The organism is Pseudomonas sp. BF-R-26, from assembly GCF_019947395.1.
Lineage (GTDB): Bacteria > Pseudomonadota > Gammaproteobacteria > Pseudomonadales > Pseudomonadaceae > Aquipseudomonas > Aquipseudomonas farris.
The window spans coordinates 299,699-314,714 of the sequence record NZ_JAGYGK010000006.1; the positions used below are offsets into that span (position 1 = coordinate 299,699).

11 protein-coding genes and 1 pseudogene are annotated in these 15,016 nt (G+C 59.6%); 8 read left to right on the top strand and 4 right to left on the bottom strand.

Features of this window, described 5'->3' with window-relative positions:
• The first annotated feature begins 418 nt into the window (after positions 1-418).
• Together KGB18_RS11035 and KGB18_RS11040 are read left to right on the top strand one after the other, a co-directional pair.
• Positions 419-1,102 carry a Crp/Fnr family transcriptional regulator gene (locus KGB18_RS11035; protein ID WP_008075049.1) on the top strand — a complete coding sequence of 228 codons (684 nt, stop codon included), beginning with the start codon at positions 419-421 and terminating at the stop codon, positions 1,100-1,102.
• Entirely contained in the window at positions 1,099-1,293 is a 195-nt protein-coding gene (locus KGB18_RS11040) for a protein DnrP (protein WP_123722318.1), read from the top strand. Before KGB18_RS11035 ends, KGB18_RS11040 begins: the two co-directional genes overlap by 4 nt.
• Positions 1,294-1,465: 172 nt before the next feature.
• On the opposite strand, the gene KGB18_RS11045 is transcribed toward KGB18_RS11040, so the two are convergent.
• The 3 genes from KGB18_RS11045 to KGB18_RS11055 all read right to left on the bottom strand — a co-directional run bounded on the left by KGB18_RS11045 (position 1,466) and on the right by KGB18_RS11055 (position 5,257).
• On the bottom strand, positions 1,466-3,307 hold the full coding sequence (locus KGB18_RS11045; RefSeq protein WP_223569878.1) for a nitric oxide reductase activation protein NorD: 1,842 nt from the start codon (positions 3,305-3,307) through the stop codon (positions 1,466-1,468).
• Between the two features lie 78 nt (positions 3,308-3,385).
• Positions 3,386-4,813: a cbb3-type cytochrome c oxidase subunit I gene (locus KGB18_RS11050; RefSeq protein WP_030130715.1), complete on the bottom strand. Its 1,428-nt coding sequence runs from the start codon at positions 4,811-4,813 to the stop codon at positions 3,386-3,388.
• A gap of 3 nt (positions 4,814-4,816) precedes the next feature.
• Positions 4,817-5,257 (bottom strand): c-type cytochrome, encoded by a 441-nt coding sequence (locus KGB18_RS11055; RefSeq protein ID WP_038982840.1) that lies wholly within the window; start codon positions 5,255-5,257, stop codon positions 4,817-4,819.
• A 300-nt stretch (positions 5,258-5,557) separates the two neighbouring features.
• On the opposite strand from KGB18_RS11055, the pseudogene KGB18_RS11060 reads away from it, so the two are divergent.
• The 6 genes and pseudogenes from KGB18_RS11060 (at position 5,558) to KGB18_RS11085 (ending at position 14,743) form a co-directional block, all read left to right on the top strand.
• Positions 5,558-7,559: pseudogene (locus KGB18_RS11060) on the top strand (type VI secretion system tip protein VgrG).
• Positions 7,556-8,422: a DUF4123 domain-containing protein gene (locus KGB18_RS11065; protein ID WP_123722315.1), complete on the top strand. Its 867-nt coding sequence runs from the start codon at positions 7,556-7,558 to the stop codon at positions 8,420-8,422. Before KGB18_RS11060 ends, KGB18_RS11065 begins: the two are co-directional and overlap by 4 nt.
• On the top strand, positions 8,419-12,051 hold the full coding sequence (locus KGB18_RS11070) for a toxin VasX (RefSeq protein WP_223569879.1): 3,633 nt from the start codon (positions 8,419-8,421) through the stop codon (positions 12,049-12,051). The genes KGB18_RS11065 and KGB18_RS11070 overlap by 4 nt, the downstream gene beginning before the upstream one ends.
• Positions 12,035-13,165 carry a DNA-binding protein gene (locus KGB18_RS11075; RefSeq protein WP_123722313.1) on the top strand — a complete coding sequence of 377 codons (1,131 nt, stop codon included), beginning with the start codon at positions 12,035-12,037 and terminating at the stop codon, positions 13,163-13,165. The genes KGB18_RS11070 and KGB18_RS11075 overlap by 17 nt, the downstream gene beginning before the upstream one ends.
• A complete protein-coding gene (locus KGB18_RS11080; RefSeq protein WP_223569880.1) occupies positions 13,162-13,629 on the top strand; it encodes a hypothetical protein in 468 nt (155 codons plus the stop codon). The genes KGB18_RS11075 and KGB18_RS11080 overlap by 4 nt, the downstream gene beginning before the upstream one ends.
• Before the next feature lie 463 nt (positions 13,630-14,092).
• Positions 14,093-14,743, top strand: a complete 651-nt coding sequence (locus KGB18_RS11085; protein ID WP_223569881.1) for a hypothetical protein — start codon at positions 14,093-14,095, stop codon at positions 14,741-14,743.
• Positions 14,744-14,758: 15 nt separating this feature from the next.
• Here the strand turns inward: KGB18_RS11085 and KGB18_RS11090 are convergent, their stop codons facing one another.
• The gene (locus KGB18_RS11090; protein ID WP_038982737.1) at positions 14,759-15,016 is read right to left on the bottom strand and encodes a cytochrome C oxidase subunit IV family protein; all 258 of its coding nucleotides are present in this window, start codon (positions 15,014-15,016) and stop codon (positions 14,759-14,761) included.

Below are 15,016 nucleotides of genomic sequence, written 5' to 3' on the forward strand. Positions count from 1 at the left end.
AGTGCGAGGCGCTCCTGAAACCGGCATCCGCGGCGCGTCAGATAGAACCCCTCAGCCGGTTTTACGACTGCTGCGCAGCCGAACGGGGGCAAGCCCCCTCGCCACAAAGGTGATCGGTCGTCAGGGTAAAAATGACCATTTGAGGGTTATTTAAACCCTACACAGCATAGTCTTTTTTACCCTCACGCCTGAGAACCCCAATAAGCAGGGCCCTCCAAGCCTGGCCCGCGTCTTGCTCTGCATGGGCAACCTTTTAGAAATCCTGGATCCCTCTCGATTACCCGGAGTCGTCATGAAAAAAGTCATCCAGCCACTGGCCTGGTTTGTTGTGTTGACCTCAATCCTGGCCCTGGCCAGCGGCGTTTCTCTAGGTCTCGTCTGACCGTATCCCCCTTCTCTATCTTCAGGATGAATTCTCATGGTGCTTCATCGCGTCCATCACCAGATTCTGCGCAGTCATCACTTGTTCGAGCCGTTGAACGAAGAACAGCTGGATGAACTGATGAGTACCAGCCACTTGCTGAGCATCGACAAAGGCGAGCCGTTGTTCCGTCAGGGTGAGCCGGCCGATTCGTTCTATTTCATCATTGCCGGCGCGGTGAAAATCTACCGGCTGACACCCGATGGGCAGGAGAAAGTGTTCGAGGTCATCAGCGATCGGCAAACCTTCGCCGAGGCGATGATGCTGATGGACACCCCGAACTATGTGGCCTCGGCCGAAGCGATCTGCCCCACCCAGCTCTACCGGTTATCCAACAGCACCTACATGCGCCTGCTGCAGAGCAACAGCCGGCTGACCTTTGCACTGCTGGGCAAGCTCTGCGTTCGCTTGCATCAACGGGTCAACGAAATCGAGACCCTGTCATTGAAAAACGCCACCCACCGGGTCGTGCGTTATCTGCTGACGCAACTGGTGCGCCAGCAAACCGTTGACAGCCAATTCGAGCTGCCGATGGCCAAGCAACTGATTGCCGGGCATCTGTCGATCCAGCCAGAAACCTTCTCGCGGATCATTCGCCGCTTGATCGATGAAAACATCATCACTCAGGACGGCCGTCAGATCGCCATTCTTGATCGTCTGCGCCTGGAACAGTTCGAGTGAGCACCATGCCCGTCTGCCTGTATTGCCAACATGCCAACCCACCACAAAAAGTCGAGTGCCGCCAATGCGGCATGCCCCTGCCGGCACTGGCCGAACACGCGGTGCAACGTCGGTTGCGTCGATTCAAGTGGTTCTGCATCGGCCTGACAATCTTCTGCGTGACGATGTTTTTCTGGCTGCCGCGCAGCTGAAGACCGCACATATCCCCTGTAGCAGCTGCCGAAGGCTGCGTTCGGCTGCGCAGCAGTCGTAAATCCTGAGCCCTCGGTATTTCTGAAACACCGCGTTGTATGGTTTTACGACTGCTTCGCAGCCGAACGCAGGCTGCGCCAGCTGCTACAAGGACGCAGGTGGTCAAGGACATCACGGTTGAGTCAACTGACGATACAACTGCGGCAAGCGCAGCGGTAACTGCTCAGGCTGACGGATCAAGGTGTAGCCATTGGCGCCAAACATGTACGGCAGGTAATCCCCGGCCTCGCGATCAATCGTGATGCAGAACGGCGTCAACCCCTGGCGCCGCGCCTCCAGCACCGCCTCGCGGGTGTCTTCAACACCGTAGCGTCCTTCGTACAGATCCAGATCATTGGGTTTGCCATCCGTGAGCAGCAGCAACAGTTTGCTGCGCCGCTTGCTCGTACCCAATAGTTGCGTGGCCTGGCGAATGGCGGCTCCCATGCGCGTGTAATACCCTGGTTTGAGACCTTGAATGCGACCTCGGGTGGTGTCGTCATAGCGCTGGGTGAACGCCTTGAGTTCCTGCATGCGCACTTGCTGACGACGCAGCGAGGAAAACCCGTACAGGGCGAAATCATCACCCAGCACCGACAAGGTTTCGCCGAACAGCAGCAGGCTGTCGCGGATGACATCGATGACGCGGTGCTCATCGTTCAGGTGGGCGTCGGTGGACATCGACACGTCGGCCAGCAACAGGCAGGCCAGGTCGCGGCGGGTCTGCCGCTGCTCCATGAACAGACCGCGTTCGGCACACTGGCCATGCTCGCGCTCAACGTGAAAATCCAGCCAGGCCTGCATGTCCAGCTCAGAGCCCTGGGGTTGCTGGCGTAACCATTGACGATCATTACGCAGGTGCTCGAACTGGCGCCGCAAGCGGTGCGCCGAGGCCTTTAACCGTAATGGCAGCGGCTGTGCTTCACAGTCGCGGGGCACCATCATTTGCAGATTGACGAAGCTGTCCTGCATCTGTTGTTTGCGGTAGTCCCACTCCGGCAACTTGATGCCCTCGCCGAGGGGAATATCGTCGACATCGGCCGGTGGCAAATCCAGGTGCAGCTTGAGGCCGCCGCCCTTGCGCAGACGGGTGCGCGACAGCGTCAGTTCATCCAGGTCGTCGGCGACTCGGGCGGCGTCCGGGTCCTCGCTGTCGTCCGACCAGCGATCCAGGTCGACGTGCTCGGTCCAGCTGAACAGGTTCTCCAGACGCACCACCAACAGCCCGCCCTCACGGGTGCTTTCATCGATCCGCGTCGCGCGTTTACGCCCGCTTTTCTGTTCGCCGGGCGGCGTGGTCAAAGACTCTTCGGATTCATCGCCCAGATCGGCAGCCTGCGGGCTGGCGAGGTTTTGCGGCGGGTACAGCCACAGCGGCAGCGGCCACGCGGCCCGTTCGCTGCGGGGGAAATGCTCAACACTGCCGGGCTCGCGCAACGCCTGGCATAACGCCCGTTCCAGTGCCGCTTCGCTGGCGTTCAACAAGGCCGGATCGGGGCGCAATTGCAGATGAGCATCGACCAGTCGTTTGTAACGAGCACGCAGCGCGGGATAGCGTCGCAGCAGCTGTTGCGTCCAGCGTTGATTGTCCCGTCCCCAGTGACGCATCTGCCCGGCCTGTGCCGCCAGCAACGCGAGCCAGCGATAGAGTTCCTCGTTCAGTGCGACTTCAGGGAAGACTGCCAGGCTCGATGGCAGCCGCAAATTACTCGCGTCACACCATGCCAACGGCACTTGTTTGCAGGTGCCGGCGATTTGCTGCAACACGTTTCGGCGCAGCAGCAGATCGCGGTCGCTGGCGGCTTCCACACCGATGCCATTGGCGCCGCCCATGGCACGAAACAACAGCGCCAGCGGGCGTTGCTGGCTGACCAGTTCAACCCGTGCTTCAGGGAAGTCCGGGCTGGCACGCCGGGTGATGAAACGATGCCAGACACTGCCTACCCACTCTTCCAGTTCGACGGTAAACGCCATGATGCTTGCCCTTCCTGGAAACCAAAAAAACGGCCCGCTGTATCAGCCGGGCCGACCTTTTCTAGCCGTTACACAGGCTCATGAAGGAACCACCGCAGCCGGGGCGCGCAAGGCTGCGCGGCTACGCTGCTTGAAGCTGAACAGGTAACACGCGAGCCCGGCGAAGAACCCGAGACCGGCGCCCAGACGCGCCCAGAACAGCACCTGCAGATGTTCGACCGTGGCCATGAATGGCAACGCGATCCCGTCGGCCTGCCAGCGTTGCAGGTAAACCTGGACGACACCGGCAGCGGTCAGGAACAGCGTGATCATCACCATCGACAGGGTCATCAACCAGAAGCCCCAGATTTCGTAGGTCTGCGAACGCTCATCAGCGGCTTCACCCAACCCGCGCAATCGCGGCATGGCGTAGCTGATCAAGGTCATCACGATCATCGCGTAAGCACCGTAGAAGGCCAGGTGACCGTGAGCCGCCGTCAGTTGCGAACCGTGGGTGTAGAAGTTGACTGGTGCCAGGGTGTGCAGAAAACCCCAGACGCCCGCACCGAAGAACGCGGTGACCGTGGTGCCCTTGGCCCACAGTGTGGCAGCGCGGTTCGGGTGTTGCCGGCGACGGTTCTTCACCATGCTGAAAGCGAAGATCACCATGGCCAGGAACGGTAGCGGTTCGAGTGCCGAGAAGATCGAGCCGACCCACAACCAGACCTCAGGCGCACCGATCCAGAAGAAGTGGTGACCGGTGCCGATGATCCCGGTAATCAGCGCCATGGCGATGATCACGTACAGCCATTTCTCCACGACTTCCCGGTCGACACCGGTGATCTTGATCAGGACAAAAGCGAGCATCGACCCCATGATCAGTTCCCACACGCCTTCCACCCAAAGATGCACCACCCACCACCAGTAGAACTTGTCGCGGGCCAGGTTGCCGGGGTTATAGAAGGAGAACAGGAAGAACACCGCAAGGCCGATCAGCCCGGTCATCATCACCATGCTGACGGTGGTCTTGCGACCTTTGAGCAGGGTCATGCCGATGTTGTAGAGAAAGCCCAGGCACACCACCACAATGCCCATCTTGGTGATGGTCGGCTGCTCCAGAAACTCCCGGCCCATGGTCGGCAGCAACTCGTTGTGGGTCAGTTTGGCCAGGCCCGCATAAGGCACCAGCAGATAGCCGAGGATCGTCAGCACGCCCGCGGCGGCGAATACCCAAAACAGGATGATCGCCAACTTCGGACTGTGCAGTTCGCGGTCGGCCTCTTCCGGAATCAGGTAGTAGGCAGCGCCCATGAAGCCGAACAGCAGCCAGACGATCAGCAGGTTGGTGTGCACCATCCGCGCCACGTTGAAGGGAATGATCGGGAACAGAAAGTCTCCCACCACGTATTGCACCCCCATGATCAAACCGAACAGCACCTGACCGAGAAACAGCATCAGGGCAAATACGAAGTACGGTTTGGCCACGGCTTGCGAGGCGAATTTCAGATGCGGATTAGCAATGCTCATCTCTTAGCCCTCCTTGTTTGGCGGCCAGCCATTGGTGTTGATGTTCGAGCTCCATTTGAGGAACTCGGCGATGTCATCCACCTCCTGCTCGCTCAACTTGAACTGAGGCATCGCGCGCCGGCCCGGTACGCCCAGCGGCTGCATTTTCATCCAGGCATGCAGAAAGGGTTTGAAGCCCGCCTCCCCGCCGCGCCGCTGAAACACGTTGCCCAGCTCGGGCGCAAAGTAGGCGCCCTCGCCCAGCAGCGTGTGGCAGCCGATGCAGTTGTTTTGCTCCCAGACCGTCTTGCCGCGGATCACTGATTCAGTTAACTGCGCTTCATTGCTGCGCTCTGGAAAGGTCTGTTCCGTGTGATAGGTCAAGGCCAGGAATATCAGGAAGAAGAAGATGCTTCCCCCGAAGTAGATATTCCTGGCCATGCCTTTGGTGAAGGTCTCTGACATGGTCGCTTCCTCTTTGCTTGGCGTGCCCATGATAGGAAGCGAAGGGTTGAAACCTGCTTGATGGCGATCAAGAAAGGCAGATGGTTTTGGTCGGGTATTGGCGCCAGAAAGCTCACCGGTGGCGAGGCCTGCTCGCGACTTTACTTTGTTTCCTACAGAGCTTTCCTCGTCAGGTCGGAGCCTTCGACAACGATCCGGCTTAACGGAAGCGTCCTACGCTAAACATGGACTCGTCTGACATCACCAATTTGTCGATCCACGCACAGTTCCGTGTATTCAAATAGATACAGGGACATGTGGATGTTCAGCGCCGTCGAACCCGTCGTTTTCACACTCGACATTGAAGGTTTTCCCCACGACCTTCAGGTACTCGAGTTCCGCGCCAAGGAAGCGCTCAACCAGCCCTACGAAGTCAATCTCGAACTGGTCAGCGAACGCCCCGACCTCGACCTCGACACCCTGATGCATCGCTCGGCTTTTTTGCGCTTCGGCCCTGACGGCGCTGGCATTCACGGGCAGGTCTATCAAATCGCCCAAGGCGATTCAGGCAAACGCCTGACCCGCTATCAGATGACCCTGGTGCCCCACCTCGCCTATCTCACCCACTGCCACAACCAGCGTATTTTTCAGCACCAGAGCGTGCCGCAAATCATTGCCAGCGTGCTGAAAGACCAAGGAATGCAGGCCGATACCTGGCGCTTTCAGTTGAGCGCCGAGTACCGGCCACGGCTGTATTGCGTTCAGTACGAGACGGCCCTGCACTTCGTTCAAAGGCTGTGTGAGGAAGAAGGTTTGCACTTTCACTTTCAGCACAGCGCTAATGGGCATGTGCTGGTGTTCGGCGACGATCAGACCAGCTTTTCGAAACCAGACCAGTCAACCGCGTACAGGCAAGACAGCGGTATGGTCGCCGAAGCGCCGGTGATTGACCAATTCAAGCTGCGCCTGAATACCCGCCCGACCCATATCAGCCGGCGTGATTACGACTTCGAAAAACCGCGCCTGCAACTGGACAGCGAAACTGAAGTCCCGCTGCAGCCACACCTTGAGGACTACACCTTTCCAGGCCAGTTCACCCATCGAGACCGTGGTAAACATCTGGCCAATCGGGCATTGGAGCGCCACCGCGCCGATTACCGGCGAGCCGATGGGCGCAGTGATCAAAGCGCTATGCGCAGCGGCCATTTTGTCGAAATGACCGAGCACCCACGCGCTGACCGCAATGGCCTGTGGTTGTTGACTGAAGTCGAGCATGTCGGCTTACAACCCCAGGTGCTGGAAGAGTCGATGCCTGACGCTAGTCCGGAAGATGGCTTCAGTCAGGGCTACCGTAACCACTTTGTCGCCACACCGTGGGACGTGATATTCCGACCAGCCCTTGAACACCCCAAGCCTCGGATAACGGGCAATCAGCATGCAGTCGTCACGGGGCCGCCCGGTGAAGAGATTTATTGTGATCAGTACGGTCGGGTCAAAGTCCAGTTGCTCTGGGACCGCGACGGCCGGCACAACGAGCAATCGAGTTGCTGGCTGCGAGTCGCCACTGGCTGGGCCCATGACCGTTACGGCAGCGTACAGATCCCGCGAGTCGGCATGGAAGTGCTGGTGGGCTTCACTGATGGCGATCCAGACAAACCCGTCGTCGTTGCCTGCCTGCCCAACGCCGCGACACCGGTACCACTGGATTTGCCGGCCGAGCATACCCGTAGCATTTTTCGCAGTCAGAGCAGCCCCGGTGGGGGCGGTTACAACGAGTTGCGCATCGAGGACCGAAAAGGCGCCGAAGAGATTGCCCTGCGAGCCCAGCGCGATTTCGTGCAGTTGGTCCTCAATGACGAACGCATTCAAGTCGACAACCAACGCACCGTGGTTATCGGCGGCCTCGCCAGCCACGACCTGCGCGGCGAAGAACATCACCTGACCCATGGCAACCGCCTGACCGAACTCAAACAGGACGACCACCTGTTGGTCCAGGGCGATCAACAGATTCGCGGTCGCCAGTCAGCGACTGAGCGCCCTGCAGCAGATTCACCTCAGCGCCGGACAACAAGTCGTCATCAATGGCGGAACGCGCCTGGCGCTCATGGGTGGCGGTCAATGGCTGACGCTGGGGCCGGAAGGCATTTTCAGCAGCGTGCCGATTCTGCAGGGTGGTTCCCCGCCTATGAGCATGCCGGCGGAGCCTCTGATGCCGGGCGCCTTGCCACTGCTGACAGTCACGTTCGATGCGGCGCGGCAACGCCATGCGCTGATTTCAACCCGCGCCTCGCGCTGCCTGATTTGTGAGGCCGCCCAAGCATGAGCCTCTCGACTTCCCTGCCTGAAGACCTGCCCTGGAGCGAGCAACAGGCTTTCCTGTTGCTGGACGGCACGACCTTCAGCGATTTGCCGCAGCGCTTGAAACAATTGAGTCCCGGCGCCAGTACCGTCGCGCTGTATGACTGCCCGTCGTTTACTGCGCTGCGGGATATCTCGCCGCTGTTGGTAGCCGTTCAACAACCTGACGAGCCCCTTGTCCAGTTTTATCTGGAGCACGCACACGAGGAATCGAGCGTACTGTTGTTCAGCCGGGACTCGGCGCACGCCGTCGCTGAGCACTTGCGCAAACTGCTGACGGTTGAATTGCCAGAGGGGATGCCGGTCTTGCTGCGACTGGCAGACGCCGCCGTGGCGCGAATCCTGTTCGGTAGCGGCGATCAGCGATTGTTTGGGCCTCTGTCCTGTGTGGTAACCGCCGATGGTGTCGAGGTTAATTGGCAACAGCACCAACCCCGGCTGGCCGAGTGCCCTGAATTGCTGATGCCCTATCGCCTGAGCGCTGAACAGAATTCGGCGTTTGACCGCGCTGATTGGCGCCGCGTATTGCTCGAACTCGACGTTCATCTGCTCACGCACTTCCCCGAACGCCATGGCAGCGAAACCGTGGCCGAACGCTGGCCAATGCTCGAGCAACTGGAGGCTGAGGCCAGCACGCTGGGTTTGAGCAGCCAGTCCGAATTGTTTTATTACGCCAACGTCATCGCCTCGCTGGATGGCTCACCGCTCGATCAGCACCCGCACATCAACCGATTGCTGCATACGCCGTCGCTGCAATCCCCCGGCGAGCGCGTGGCGCTGGCCGCTGACCTCGCCCACCAGTGGGCCAGCCAACGAGGCCACCCATGACTTCACCCGCCAACCTCGCCGCAGCGGCGGCCTCCAAATCCCCCATCGGCTCTCTGGGTGCCTGCCCGCTGCGGCAAACCCACGTGCAGTTGTTGCCCTTGCGTTACGGGCTGGTGGAAAAGCCCCTCGATCCGAGTGCCGAACTGAAGCTGCCGTATGCCCTGACGACCCGTCCGCTGGGCATTCGCATGCTGCGCGATGGCTGGTTGTACGTCATCGACAGCGTGACCAGCCACCTGCACGAGTATCAGGTGCTCGACGGACTGGTCAGCGCCTTGCTGCACAAGGGCGCCAAGGTCGACAGCGATCAGCGCACGCCCATCGAAGAGCGTCCGGCGTTAGTGTTTTCAAGGCGCAGCACCCTGCATGTGACCTTCGCCGAAGTGCAGTGGACGGCGGCCAAATGCGCGCAAGTGCTCGACAGCCGTGAGGAACGCGAATACTTCATGCAGGCCGTCGATCTCGGCCCGGTGCATTGCCAAACCGGCGGCGAGCATCTGTTGACGGCCGCGCAAGGCAAGCAGTGGCTGGCGGAGATTGCGACCGATCCGGTCCTGCAGGCCCAAGCCGCACAAGACCGTGCGGAACAGGAAGCCGAGTCACCGCCGGACGCCGTTCTATTGCCGACGGTGCACGTCAGCGATGCCCCCGCGCACGAACGTGAACCGTATCTGTGGGAACAGCCTCGGCGCTTTCGCGAGGCACACATTGGCGAGTTTCTCGGGCGGGTGCGCCCGGCTTATCAGGATGACACGCTGTTCCTCGTGGTGCAGGACGACCTCGGCGTTCTGCGCGATCTTGCGGAGTATCAGGACACCGTGGTCGGTTGGGTCGACGACTGGAGCAATGCCGACCACAACGAACGCGATTACTTGCTGGCTTGTTACATCGAATCCCTGAGCCAGCTCAGTCCGGTGGATGTCAGCAAACTGGCCGACGCCAGCGACGATCCACGCGTTAAAGCATTGTTCGCCGATCTGGAGCAGTTGCCCGAACCGGAGCGGGAAAACACCCGCAATGCCTTGCTCGACTACCTGAACAAGGGTGGCAACATCGAGCCTTCGAATGTACCGGCAACGCCGGAATTGGAGCAGTTGCGCGATAAAGCCATAGACCACGCGCGCGAGATCAGCAGGTTCGACAGCCTCGCCCCCGATTTCACGGCCGAAAACCGCGCCATTGCAGAAGCGGACCGGCGTTATTACACGCGCCAGCATTTCGAAGCCGCCCCCGCCGACTTCGTCGACCGCCACCTGCAAACCCTGATCAACCTCGGCCAGGAGAATAACCGGCGCATCCGGGACGTGCTCGAAGGCCCGGTGTTGAGCGGAAAGCGCGGGGTCAATGATTTCATTGACCGCCCGACCATGGACGCCGCGTTGTTTCAGCATCGCGACGACCTTGGCCGCTGGAACCGGATGCTCGAGCGCATCACCGCCGACCGCACGATGCTGGTGTGTGCCGGGCGTTACCACCGTTCGGCCTGGTATTACGATGCGCACGAGCCAAAACAACTGGGGCAGGCCTTCAGCGCCGAATACGCCTGCCTCAAGGACATCTGCCGCAGTGACCACGCCAGCGAAGCCCTCCTCGATTATCTGGAGAAACACCCCGAGCTGACCCGGCCACTGTTCTACACCTTGCCCCTTCGCTTACAACCTGAACAAGCCGCGCAATACACGACGTTGTTCAACGCCGGCATGGGCATGTTCAACAACCTGCCGCACTGGTTGGGCGAGTTGCAGAAAATCGAACAGCCGTACCTGCCGGCCCTCGACGACTTGCCCGAACACACCCGCGCCGTCGCGGACGCAGCCCAGCACAGCCTGAGCCCCGCGCTGAACCTGGGCTTGAGCCGCGCATTGGAAGGTTTCGATCTGGCGGGAGGGAAAATCCCCGACCTTGACGAACTGTTTCGGCGCCTGCCCAAAGCCTTGTCGCCACGGATACTCGACGCCGCAAAAACCACCGGCGTGACCTTCACCGTCGCCAGCCCGGCAGAACACGCGGCGTTGCAAACCAACCTCAAGGAACTGCTCAGGGAGCGCGATTACCTGAAGACCCTGACCCGTGAACGTAATCAGCTCACCCACAACAAAAACCGCCAGGGGCACAAGACGCCACGGGCGGTGGAGTTGCAGGGCGAGATCGTGCGGGTGCGTGGGCAGTTGACGCAACTTGAAGGCCGGTTGGCCGGGGCGTTGAGCCCGATTGCGGAGCTGCCGGATCAGTCGGTTCGGCTGTACGGCGCGACGCCGGCTCGGGCGGGGGTGACGGTAGTGTTTCCGCCGGCGCAGCAGTTGGAGGTGCGGAGTTTGCTGAAGGACATTCGGCTGGGGGTTAGCTCGGTGCCGAATGGGACGTTGATTCGGAGCGAGGGGATGGGGTTGTTGGTGTTTTTGGTGCAGGGGGTGAATTTGGTTTCGGTGTATCGGGAGATGATGAATCAGACCAGAAATCCCAAGAAACGGGCCGAGTTCTTTGCCGCGTTTGCCGCTACGGGTGCCGCGGGATTTACGGCTGCGCAAAGTCTGGCGGATACCGCTCTGAAGGCGCGTAGCACGGAACTCGTTGCTGGACTTCAACACCATGCTTTACAGAATGTGCAGGTGCAGATGGGCAAGATGCATGTTGGACTGGGTTTCTTTACCTACCTTTTTGGTTTTGTGTCATCTCTGTCCAGCCTCAATTCCCAACAGCAGAAATGGCAGCAGGCGACGCGCAGTGGGGATCATTTGGCACAGGGTAGTGCGGCGCTTGCCACACTGGGTGCGGGGGGCATGACGGCGGCTAATGCCTATGGTTTGGGTCACACCTTGCACGCGGGGTATACCGTAGCGATTGCCAGAAACGCTGCGGCAAGAACGGCTGCTTGGGCTGCTGCGGGGACAAGGCTATCCACCGTATTTTTCCGCTTCAATCTGGCCGGTGCCCTGTTCACCATTTTGGAATTGGGCGGAACCTGGCTGTACAACCGCTACAACATCAGTGCCCATGATAAGTGGCTGAAAACCACACCCTGGAGCTTGGACGCCGATCATCGCGGCGACCACACCCTGGATGAATATCGGCGTTATCTGGCCTATTTGCTGAACGCCCCGTATACGCAACTGGGCCCGAATGAGCATGACTTCTGGCTGAAAACCTTGCTGCTAAAAGCCAAGCCCAGCGACATTCACTTGGTGCTGCCAAGGCTCAAGCTCAATGATTTCCAGCCACCGTTGAGTGGACAACCGGCTCATCGTCTGGGGATCGGCGCCCACCGTCTTTCCGTTCCCCTCCACAATCGTGGTGTACCGCGCGAGCGCAAGGACGTCATCAGTGAGGAAGTCGCAAACAGCCTGCGCATCGTGCAAACAGGACCCGACCGGCTGGTGTTATGCCTGCAATATCCCGTGGATCCTGACAGCGAATTTACCCCGGCTTCCGAAACACTGGAGCTGGCCGTTTGCATACAGACCTTGAACGCCAAAGGGGTGTGGGAGTCGCTGACTGACGTTATTCACCTCAACCCGCGCGGTAAGGGACATTTTCCTTCGTTGCCCCGTCAATCCGTTACCGAGCATCCACCGTTGTTGCTGGTTGAAACCCATCTGCTGGAGCTGGCCGACCATGCCCACCAAGATTGATATGCCTCTACCTTCCCCGCACCTTGAGCAGTCCCGCAAAGCCGGCGATGTCGAACCGTTTCCCAGCGGGAGAATCACCTATCTCGCGCCATTGCCATTGCCGACACCGCTACCGCCGCTTGGCCCTCATATCGGGGAATTAAATGAGGTGTACATGGACTTTGGGGTGGGTTCACCTCAGGTGTTTATGTGGCAAGTAACATTGGGCGGGCCATTCAGCGGCACTTTGATGCTCGCTTTTCTACCTCCAATGCTTGCTGCGTTCCTCGGGGTTGTGTTCGGTTACAGCCAAGTAGAAATCTGGGACTCGGTACTCGGCGTGTTTGATGAAAGCTATGGCTACGCGCTAGTAAGTGGCTTTTGCTCTCTACTCATCGGCCTCGCCGTCTGGCACCACAACCACAAAAAACGCCTCCACATCATCCCCACCCGCTTCAATCGTCAACGCCGCGAAATCTGCTTCATGCCCGAAGACGCCACCGAACCGCTCTTCGTCCCCTGGGAATCCCTATCCGCCTGGGTCATCGAAGCCCAGGGCGCGACCCAATACGGCATCCACCGTCAATACGGCATGGGCATCGGCTTCCAGCACGGCGAGACCCTGACCAGCGTCGAATTTCCCTGCTTCGGTCTTTCCCTGGCAATCAGCCACTGGGAAGCGATTCGCGGTTACATGGAATACGAAGTCAACGACCTCAAATCCATCCAGGACCCGCAAGACCTGCAAGGCCCGGATGACCCGCCCCACGAAGGCCTGCACACTTTCCACAACGCCCGCACGCGCCTGCACCAGCAGATTCGCGACGGCCAGCGCAGCCGGGTGTCCGGGTTCTTCTGGTACCTGTACCACGTGATGACACTCTGGACGATTCCCAACCACCTGACCGAATGGGAAGTCCGCCGCCTCCAGAAACTGGCTCCGCAGGCCATGCCCGAAGTGATGCGCCAATGGTCCAAACCGCTGCCGAAAGAGCAATGGGCCAAGCCGAGCGAAGAACTGCTGCGCCTTAGCGAACAGGTCCGACAGCTGCATAAACGCCAACCTCGTCGACCGATTACCGAGATCTTTGCTGAAGTGCAGCGCTTGAGTCCGACGGACAAACGGCGGGCATGAGCTGTTACAGCCGTAAAACCCTGCTCGACTATCAGGAAAAACATCCGGAACTGATCCGGAGTGACAAAGCGGCTCATCGTCTGGGGATCGGCGCCCACCGCATTGCCATTCCTCTCCACAGCCGTGGCACGCCGCGAGAACGCAAGGACGTCATCAGTGAGGAAGTGGCGAACAGCCTACACATCGTACAAACAGGACCCGACCGGCTGGTGCTGTGCCTGCAATATCCCGTGAATCCTGACAGCGAATTTACCCCGGCCTCCGAGACGCTGGAGTTGGCCGTCTGTATCCAGACCTTGAACGCCAAGGGCGCGTGGGTTTCTCACATTCGGGTCATTCGTCTGAACCCTCGGGGTGAGGGCCGTTTTCCGGCGTTGGCCCCTCAATCCGTTACCGAGCATCCACCGTTGTTGCTGGTTGAAACCCATCTGCTGGAGCTGGCCGACCATGCTCACCAAGATTAAAAGCACCCTGCCTGGACCGCACCTTGAGCAGTCCCGCAAAGCCGGAGATGTCGAACCGTTTCCCAGTGGGAGAATCACCTATCTCGCACCGTTGCCATTGCCGACGCCGCTGCCGCCGCATGGTCCTCATATCGGGGAGTTAAATAATGTGTACATGGACTTTGGGCTGGGATCGCCACAGATATTTTCATGGCAGGTCATTTTGGGTGGGCCATTCACCGGTGCCTTTATGATTGCATTCATTTTCCCGCCAATGATTGGCTGCCTCGGTCTCATGTTCGGATATGACCTTGCATACACATGGGAGTTTGTCGTTGACTTTTTTTTTGCCATATCCGAATACGCCATATTAGGAGGGGTTTCTAGCTTATTAATCGGCCTCGGTGTCTGGCACCACAACCACAAAAAACGCCTCCACATCATCCCAACCCGCTTCAACCGCCAACGCCGCGAAGTCTGCTTCATGCCCGAAGACGCCACCGAACCGCTCTTCGTCCCCTGGGAATCCCTTTCGGCCTGGGTCATCGAAGCCCAAGGCGCCACCCAATACGGCATCCATCGCCAGTACGGCATGGGCATCGGTTTCCAGCACGGCGAGACCCTCACCAGCGTCGAATTCCCCTGTTTCGGTCTTTCCCTGGCCATCAGCCACTGGGAAGCCATTCGCGGTTACATGGAATACGAAATCCACGACCTCAAAGCCATCCAGGACCCGCTAGACCTGCAAGCCCCCGACGACCCGCCCCACGAAGGCCTGCACACTTTCCGCAACGCCCGCGCGCGTATGCACCAGCAGATTCGCGACGGCCAACGTGGTCGAGTCTCCGGCTTCTTCTGGTACCTGTACCACGTGATGACGCTGTGGACGATTCCCAACCACCTGACCGAATGGGAAGTCCGCCGCCTCCAGAAAATGGCCCCGCACGCCTTGCCCGAAGTGATGCGCCAATGGTCCGAACCGCTGCCGAAAGAGCAATGGGCCAAGCCGAGCGAAGAACTGCTGCGCCTTAGCGATCAGGTCCGACAGCTGCACAAACGCCAACCTCGTCGACCGATTACCGAGATCTTTGCTGAAGTGCAGCGCTTGAACCCGACCGACAAACGTCGGGCGTGAGTTGTTTCAGGTTAATCAACCGACCAACACCAGCGTCAGCCCTACAACGGCTGCCAACACCAACGCCCAGCTCACCATCAACCGCCGCCACAATCGCGGGGCATGGCGCATTTCCATAAAGCCATCGGCAATCAGCCAGGCCTTGCCAACCGCCACCAGCAAAATGGCCACCGACAGCAGCCACGTCGCGCCCATCTGTGCCAGCACCACCGTGCACACGCTTAACGTGGCCAGCGCGGCCCAGCAGACCAGCAAAAACCTGGAAGCGGACAT

What these genes read in the sequence shown, in the direction of transcription:
- KGB18_RS11045 (WP_223569878.1), bottom strand. Translation starts at nt 3,307, where the DNA reads ATGGCGTTTACCGTCGAACTGGAAGAGTGGGTAGGCAGTGTCTGGCAT.
- KGB18_RS11075 (WP_123722313.1), top strand. Translation starts at nt 12,035, where the DNA reads ATGCCCACCAAGATTGATATGCCTCTACCTTCCCCGCACCTTGAGCAG.
- KGB18_RS11035 (WP_008075049.1), top strand. Translation starts at nt 419, where the DNA reads ATGGTGCTTCATCGCGTCCATCACCAGATTCTGCGCAGTCATCACTTG.
- KGB18_RS11090 (WP_038982737.1), bottom strand. Translation starts at nt 15,016, where the DNA reads ATGTCCGCTTCCAGGTTTTTGCTGGTCTGCTGGGCCGCGCTGGCCACG.
- KGB18_RS11050 (WP_030130715.1), bottom strand. Translation starts at nt 4,813, where the DNA reads ATGAGCATTGCTAATCCGCATCTGAAATTCGCCTCGCAAGCCGTGGCC.
- KGB18_RS11070 (WP_223569879.1), top strand. Translation starts at nt 8,419, where the DNA reads ATGACTTCACCCGCCAACCTCGCCGCAGCGGCGGCCTCCAAATCCCCC.
- KGB18_RS11080 (WP_223569880.1), top strand. Translation starts at nt 13,162, where the DNA reads ATGAGCTGTTACAGCCGTAAAACCCTGCTCGACTATCAGGAAAAACAT.
- KGB18_RS11085 (WP_223569881.1), top strand. Translation starts at nt 14,093, where the DNA reads ATGCCCGAAGACGCCACCGAACCGCTCTTCGTCCCCTGGGAATCCCTT.
- KGB18_RS11065 (WP_123722315.1), top strand. Translation starts at nt 7,556, where the DNA reads ATGAGCCTCTCGACTTCCCTGCCTGAAGACCTGCCCTGGAGCGAGCAA.
- KGB18_RS11055 (WP_038982840.1), bottom strand. Translation starts at nt 5,257, where the DNA reads ATGTCAGAGACCTTCACCAAAGGCATGGCCAGGAATATCTACTTCGGG.